Origin of the sequence: Micromonospora sp. NPDC050686 (assembly GCF_040654475.1) — a bacterium.
Lineage (GTDB): Bacteria > Actinomycetota > Actinomycetes > Mycobacteriales > Micromonosporaceae > Micromonospora.
Genome location: NZ_JBFAID010000037.1, coordinates 62,129 through 69,490, shown reverse-complemented (window position 1 = coordinate 69,490; position 7,362 = coordinate 62,129). Strand labels below are relative to the sequence as shown.

The window sequence follows — 7,362 nt, the reverse complement described above, 5'->3', positions numbered from 1 at the left end:
CACTCTTCCCCACCCCGCCCCACTCCCGAACTAGCTCACCACCGCCCCGCCCCCCGCCCCCCACCGGTTAACCCACCGCGGCCCCCCCCCCCGCCGGGGGCGGCCGCCGCGTTGGCTTCACCGACTGAAGGCCGCCAGCGCCGTCCGCAGGTCGGCCGGCAGGTCGGCCGGCACCGGTCCGTTCGAGGTACGGCGCAGGCAGGCCACCGTCTGCTGGCCACGGGCCACCTCCCGACCCCCGCGGAGAAACTCGAAGTGCATGCCCAGCCGGTGCCCGTGCCGGCCGTCGAGGCTCATCCGCACCTCGATCTCGTCGAGGCCGAAGCACTCCTCGTAGTAGTCCATCCCACACGACACGGTCACCAGCGCCAGATCACCGCGGCGCAACTCGTCCAGCACGGCGGGCGCGTGATCGGCGAGGAACCGTTCCCGGCAGTGCCCCTGCCAGTGGAGAAAGTGTGCGAAGTAGACGTTCCCCACGACATTGGTCTCGTCCAGGGTGACCACGTGCCGGTAGGTGTACCACCCGGTCATGCCCCCTCCGATCTGGTCGCCACCGCCACCGCCACCTGCTTCGCCCCGTCCCCCCAGGCCAGCGCGGACGCCACGGTCACCTCGCGGCCCGCCGAGACGAGCAGCCCGTCCGGCTCGGCCTCGCCGTGGGCCAACACCTGGTCTGGGTCGACGCCCAGCTTGACCATCGCCTCCCGGGCGGCCCACAGCCGGGTGGCGGCCACCTCCGGGTCGTCCCCGGTCCGCCGCCCGATCTCCTCGGCGACCGCCCGCGCGGACTCGTCCAGCAGTCCGACCAGCGGTCGGTCCGTCACCGACTCCCAGTCCACCCCCACCGGGCGGTCGGACAGCCCGACGAGTACCTGCCCGTCGGCGTAGCTCGCGCCGGCGTATCGGCCGGGCACCCGGAGCGCGCCGGACGGCTCGTGGTCGAGGTCCGCCTCGGGCACGGCGAGATGCCGGGCCAGCAGGGCGCGGGCGCCGTCCGTCTCGCGCCGGCCGGGCCCCGCGACGAGCTCCACTGCGTCGACCGCGCCCACCTCGATCAGCCGGCGGCTCAGCCAGGGGCCCACCAGCTCCACGCCGAGCCCGCCGCAGTCCCGGGCCGCCACGAACTCCGGGTTCTCGCCGACCGCCCGCAGCCGCAGGCCGCGCCAACGCGCCACCGGTACGCCGGAGCGGGTGACGTCGACGTCGAAGACGTACTCGTCCGCGCTGTGCTCCACCTCCCGGGCCTCGACCGTGAGCCGTCCGCGCAGCGGCTGCCACACCACCACCTCCGCCGCGGCCACCGGCAGCACGCGCCGGTGCGGCGCACAGGCGAGCAGCGCGTGGATCGTGGCGTCGTGCCCCGCCGGGCTGCCGAGCAGCAGTTCCTGCCCGAGGAAGGAGGCGAACCAGCGATCCCGGTCGTCGGCGTCGACCGTGGCCCGCACCGCGAAGGCGGAAACCGGCCCAGCGTGCGTCAGACGGCGCATCCGTCCCTCGTGGAAGAGCACCGGTCCGTACCAGGGATGAACCCCGTGCTCCGGATCGGTCCCGGCCGGCGGCCCTGGCCGGGTCTCCCCCTCCGCCGTCGGACCGGCGGCCGGCGGCGCGGGAACGTCGCCGACCACGGTCCCGGTGAACCGGTCGGTGGCGAAGCCGTCGGTGTCCGCGCGGACCGCCACCGCGACCTCCGCGCCGGTCTCCGCGGCCAGCGCCGCCACCCGAATCCGCCTGGTCCCGCGCTCCGGCACGTCGATCGGCGCGGCGAACCGGGCGTCCCGGATCGCCCACCCGGCCCGGTCTCCGGTGGTCAACGCCGCCACCTGCGCCATCGCCTCCAGGCCGAGCACGGCGGGCAGCAGCGGCACGTCGCCGACGCGGTGCTCCCGCAGGTACGGGTCGGCGCCCGCCGACAGCACCGCCTCGGTCACCGTGGCGACCTGCCCGACCCGGCCGGCCACCAGCTCGGCGAAACGCAGCCGGCCCGGCTCGGGAGCACCGGGCGCGGGCACGGGACTCAGCGTGGCGGACTCGGGAAAGGCCGCCGTGCACAGCACGGTCACCGGAGCGGTCGGATCGGTGAGGATCCGCCACAGCGCCGCGACCGCGTCGTCGGGCGCGATGCCGGCCACCCCGCGTCGGCGCAGCGAGTCGAGCACGTCCAGGCGCACGCCCATGCCGAGCCCGGACCAGACCGACCACTCGACCAGGTGCACCCGCGTCGTCGGGTGCTCGCCGGCCCACCGCTCCGCGTCGTGCCGCAACCAGTCGTTGCCGACGCAGTAGGCGGCCTGCCCGGCCAGCCCCTGACGACCGATGATGGAGCCGAACGCCAGCACCAGTCGCAGGTCCGGCCCGGCTGCGGCGAGCAGTGACCGGAAGCCGCCCACCTTGGCGCCCAGGTGTTCCTGGAGGTCCTCGGCCGTGACGTGCGGCAGCCGCGCCGGCCGGTTGACCCCCGCCCCGTGCACGATCGCCCGGACCGGGCCCAGCCGGCCCGCGTCGAGCATCGCCGCCCGTACCTCCTCGGGATCGGTCAGGTCGGCTCGCCGGTAGCGCAGCCGATCGTCGCCCAGGACCCGGCGCAGCCGCCGCAGCGCCTCGCCGGTCTCCGCGTCCTCGGCGGGTCGCCGACCGAGAACCACCAGCCGACAGCCGGTCCGCTCGGCGATCGCCGCCGCGGCGAAGGCCGTGATGCCGGTGGCACCACCGGTGACGACGCAGACGTCGTCGGGACCGAGTGGCACCTCACGCGACCTGCCGGGCGGGCGGTGCACGGAGGTGACCAGCCGCTGGACACCGCCGGGCCCGGCCCGCAGCTCCGCGTAGCCGGCCGGCACGGCCACCTCGGGCAGCACGCCGACGTCCGGGGCGGACGCGACGTCGAGCACGGTCACCGCGCAGCCGGGAACCTCCGCGGCGGCCGAACGACCCACGGCGGCGGCGGCCGGGTGGTCGTCGTGCACTATCACCAGCCGGGCCGGCCGCTGCGCGGCGATCCGCGCCAGCAGAGCGGCCACCCGCGCCGGCCCGTCGTCCCGGCCGAGCGCGACGGCGAGGCCGTGCGGCGCCTCCGCCCCCTCGGGTACGGCGGGAAGGACCGCGTGCAAGGGATGCTCCTGCGGCGCCTCGACCCGCCAGCGCACGGCGCCGGGGGCCGGCGGGGTGTGCCCCGGCACGTCCACCGGAACCCAGTCGTGCCGGAACAGCCGGACCCACGGCGCGACGCCCTGGACCGGTGCCGCCGCATCGCCGTCCGCGGCGGGCAACTGGGCGAGCACCTCCGCCGCCTCGGCGACGGTCGCGTCGGCCAGCGACAGCGGCGCGGCCGGTGGTTGCCGGCCCAGCGCCGACGCCACCGCGGCGACGGTCCGCGCCACCTGCAACGAGTTCAGATGCAGGTCACCGAGAAGCCGATTGGCCGGGAGGATGCTTTCCACCGGCAGTTCCAGCTCGGTGGCGAGGTGGCCGCGCAGTTCGCCGAGCGGGTCGTCCGGCCGCGGCGCGGACCCGGCCGGGTCCCCCGACCCGGCCGGGTCCGCCTCGGGCGGGGTCGGCGCCGGTCGAGCGGAGGCGGTCCTCACCACCGCTGCTGCCACGCTCGACGGCTGCTCGACCCGACCCGGGAGGGGGGCGGGGTCCACGTCGGCAGACACGGACCCCGCCCCGGGCAGCCCGGCGGCTGAGACGCCGCACGGGCTGCTTAGGAACGACATGGCTGCCCCCGGCCGGAGCGGGCGGTACGGCCGCCCGTCGTACCAGGCGGCGAGGTCCCCCGCGCCGGCGGCCACGACCGCGGCGGTGGCGAGGGCGAGGGAGCGGGGTGGGCCCCCGCAGTCCAGGCTGACCGCTGGCACGGCCGAGAACCTGGCGACCAGCCGGGACAGCACGGTCCCCGGGCCGGCCTCGACGAGCAGATCGCACCGCTGGCTGAGGTCACGGGCGGCGGCGACGAACCGCACCGGAGCGGTGAGCTGGCGGGTGAGCAGGGCCACCAGGTCGTCGCTGCCCCGCACCGCCTCGCCCGTCACGGTGGACACCACCGGCCACGACCGCCGAGGGAACCCGACCGCGTTCAGCTCGACGGCCCACGCCGGCTGCGCGGGTTCCATCGCCGGGCTGTGGAAGCCGTGCGACACCGGCAACCGGACCGCCTCGACGCCGCTGTCCCGCAGCGCCGCCACCAACCGGGCGAGGTCCTCCTCCGCGCCGGCGAGCACCGTACGGTCGGGAGCGTTGAGGGCGGCGACCACGAGCCCATGCTCGTTCGCCAGCCGGCCCGCCTGGGCCTCGTCGACGGAGAGACTCACCATGCCGGTTCCCCCCACACCGTGCCGCGCCATCACCCGGCCACGGGCCGCGGCCAGCTGTACGAGCCGGCCCGGGTCCAGCGCGCCGGCCCAGGCGAGGGCGGTCAACTCGCCAAGGCTGTGCCCGACGGCGCCGACCGGCGCGCAGCCGAGCTGATCCAGCCAGGCGAGGCCGAGCAGCGACTGCCACACCACCGCCGGCTGGGCTGCTTCGGTGCCGGTCGCTCCGGTGTCCGGCGGGCGCTCGGGCAGCTCGCCGAGCAGCCGGGCCAGCAGGCCCGGGTCGTGCCGCACCGGCGCGCCCTGCCCGGGCAGCAGCAAGCCCACCCGTGCTGGCGGTCCGCCACCCAAGGCCACCCCCGCGGTCTCGTCCACCAGGGCCCGGCCGTTCCAGGTGGCGAGCAGACTGGTCGCCGCGCGGGCCGCCGCCACCAGCTCGTCGGCGTCGCCGGCGAGCAGGGCGCAGCGAACCCCGGCCGTCCCGCCGGCCGCCGCGCTGAGGGTCGCCGCCAGGTCCCCGACCTCGGCGTCGCTGAGCGCCGCGCCCCAGCCCGCCAGCCGGTCGAGCTGCCCGGTCAGCTCGACCGGATCGGCGGCCTCGAGCAGCACGATCTCCGGCCGGACGGGGCGACGCGACCAGGCCCGGGCCGAGGCCGGCAGCCGGCGGCGACCGGGCGCACCGGGCGCGGCGCTCTCCACCACGACGTGGCTGTTGATCCCGCCGAACCCCATCGCGGAGACGCCGGCCGCCAGCCGGTCGTCCTGCCACGGCTCCGGCTCGTCGAGCACCCGCAGGGCGGCCCCCGCGCCACGCAGCAGCGGGTGCGGCGTGTCGCAACCCGTGGCCGGCGGAAGGATCCGGTGGTAGGCGGCGAGCACAGTCTTGATCAGTGCCGCCGCTCCGGCGGCTGCCTTGGTGTGCCCGATGTTCGCCTTCACCGAGCCGAGTGCCGCGGCACCGGTCGCGTTGCGCCGCAGCCGGGTCAACGTCTCCAGCTCGACCCGATCGCCGACGGCGGTGCCCGTGCCGTGCCCCTCGATCAGGCCGATCTGTTCCGGCTCCACCCCGGCCGCCCGGTACGCGCGCCGCAACGCCAGCGCCTGTCCGCCCGCGTCCGGCCGGGTCAGGCCCCCCGACCCGTCGGAGGACGTCGCCCAGCCGGTCAGCCGCGCGTAGACGCGCAGGCCGCGCCGCTGCGCCTCGTCGGCGCGCATGAGAGCGACGATCCCACACCCCTCCCCCGGCAGGAAGCCGGTGGGATGCTCGTCGTACACCCGCATCTGCCCGTCGGCGAGCGCGCCGAGCCGGGCGAAGCCGATCATCTCGAACGGGTCCAGGGACAGGTCGACCCCGCCGGCGAGGGCGAAGTTCAGCTCGCCGGTGAGCAGCGCGTTGGCGGCGGTGATGACGGCCAGCAGACTGGAGGCGCAGGCGCCGTCCACGGTGTAGCCGGTGCCGTGGAAGTCGAAGTGGTTGCAGATCCGGCCGGCGATGGTGTTGCTGAGGGCCCCCGCCAGCGACTCGTCGCCCGGTTCCGGGAACGCCGACGCGATGCCGCGGCGGGCCTCGTCGAGGACCTGCGCGGCGACGGCGGGGTCGACTCCGGTGTCCAGCAGCGCCGCCTCGACCGAGCGGCGCACGAACGGCCAGTGCAGCCGTACCAGGCCCGCCCGGGTGAACTCGCCGGTGAGCGAGTTGCCGAGGACCACGCCGACCCGGTCGGCGTCGAGGCCGGCGCCGCCGGGGAAGCCGGCGTCGGACAGGGCCGCCGCGGCAGTCTCCAGGGCCAGCCAGTGCGTGTGGTCGGCGGCCCGCCAGGCCGGCCCGGAGACCCGGAATGCCTCGCGGTCGAAGCGCCAGTCGCGCAGCAGTCCGGCGCGGCGGACGTACGTCGAGTCCGGTGCGTGCGGCGCGCCGAGCCGGTGCTCGGGGTCCAGGCGCTCGGCCGGGATGGCCCGGAAGGCGCGGCGGCGGGCCAGCACGGTGCGCCACAGCTGCGTCGGGTCGTCGGCGTCCGGGTACCGGCAGGCCAGGCCGACCACGGCCACCTGCCGTTCACTGGCCCTCATGCTGCCTCCTTGAGGTGGAGCCGCCGGGCGGCCCGGGCCGGCCGGCGCCGGCCGGCCAGGAGCAGGGCCGCCCGGAAGGCACAGGTGATGACGAGGGCGAGGAACAGCCCGTACGAGACGTGCGCGAGCACCAGCAGGCCGTAGACCGCCGCGGCGCAGAGCCCGAACCACACCTGGTTGGCGCGCGAACGCGGGGTGGTGCCGGGATCGGTGATCATGTAGTTGGTGAAAAGGATGAAGGCCAGGCCGGTCATCGGCAGCAGCGCGGCGACGAAGTCGTGGTCGAAGAACACCGCGCGCAGCAGCGCCTGCCCGACGAAACCGCCCAGCCAGCCCAGGATCAGCGGCATCTTCCCGGTGAGCTTGCCGTTGAGCAACGTGCCGGCCATCAGGACGCCGAGTGGCAGCAGCCAGTCCAGCGCCCCGGAGATCCCGGCGGTGAACTGGTACGGCGGGGCGATACTGACCCAGGGGAAGAGCACCAGCGTCAGCGCGATTCCGGCGTTGGACGGATTGAGCACGTGCCGAGGGCGGCCGTCGACCCGGATCCGCAGGATGTGGCGGGAGGCCACCGCCGCGGCGATGGCGAACAGGTAGGGCCACGGCGAGGAGTTGCCGTACAACAGCATCGCGCAGGCCAGCGCGCCGATGTGGGTGGGCAGGAGGTAATCCACCAGCCGCCGGAAGCCACCGAGGAAGGCCGGCGGGCGGCCTTCGGACCGGGCCTGGAGCGTCTCCAGCGCCAGATCGAGGGCATAGCCCAGCAGGAGGGTCACCACCGGCGTCACCGGCGCCTGCTCGAAACCGAGGAAGAGGTGACCGAGCACCGTGAGGATCGTGATGGACAGGGCGAAGCGGCGCAGAGCCTTGACTCGTAGGTCTCCTGGGGCAGCGGGCATGAGAACGTTCACCGTTCCGTCGGTGGGTGGGTCGGGTGGAGGGCCGCCGCGCCGGCCGGCGCGTTGAGGGGAACAACGTCCGG

3 protein-coding genes are annotated in these 7,362 nt (G+C 75.8%); all 3 read right to left on the bottom strand.

The features are described 5' to 3' along the window. Positions 1 to 117: 117 nt before the first annotated feature. Genes AB0H57_RS22145 through AB0H57_RS22135 form a run of 3 tightly spaced genes read right to left on the bottom strand, consistent with a single transcriptional unit; the run spans position 118 to position 7,279 of the window. The gene (locus tag AB0H57_RS22145; RefSeq protein ID WP_357509288.1) at positions 118 to 534 is read right to left on the bottom strand and encodes an acyl-CoA thioesterase; all 417 of its coding nucleotides are present in this window, start codon (positions 532 to 534) and stop codon (positions 118 to 120) included. Next, positions 531 to 6,380 (bottom strand): SDR family NAD(P)-dependent oxidoreductase, encoded by a 5,850-nt coding sequence (locus tag AB0H57_RS22140; protein ID WP_357509286.1) that lies wholly within the window; start codon positions 6,378 to 6,380, stop codon positions 531 to 533. Before AB0H57_RS22140 ends, AB0H57_RS22145 begins: the two co-directional genes overlap by 4 nt. Next, positions 6,377 to 7,279: a hypothetical protein gene (locus AB0H57_RS22135; RefSeq protein WP_357509284.1), complete on the bottom strand. Its 903-nt coding sequence runs from the start codon at positions 7,277 to 7,279 to the stop codon at positions 6,377 to 6,379. The genes AB0H57_RS22140 and AB0H57_RS22135 overlap by 4 nt, the downstream gene beginning before the upstream one ends. Positions 7,280 to 7,362 lie beyond the last annotated feature (83 nt).

Bases quoted from the DNA above. Each gene is read 5' to 3' on its own strand.
- AB0H57_RS22145 (WP_357509288.1), bottom strand. From the start codon at position 534: ATGACCGGGTGGTACACCTACCGGCACGTGGTCACCCTGGACGAGACC.
- AB0H57_RS22140 (WP_357509286.1), bottom strand. From the start codon at position 6,380: ATGAGGGCCAGTGAACGGCAGGTGGCCGTGGTCGGCCTGGCCTGCCGG.
- AB0H57_RS22135 (WP_357509284.1), bottom strand. From the start codon at position 7,279: ATGCCCGCTGCCCCAGGAGACCTACGAGTCAAGGCTCTGCGCCGCTTC.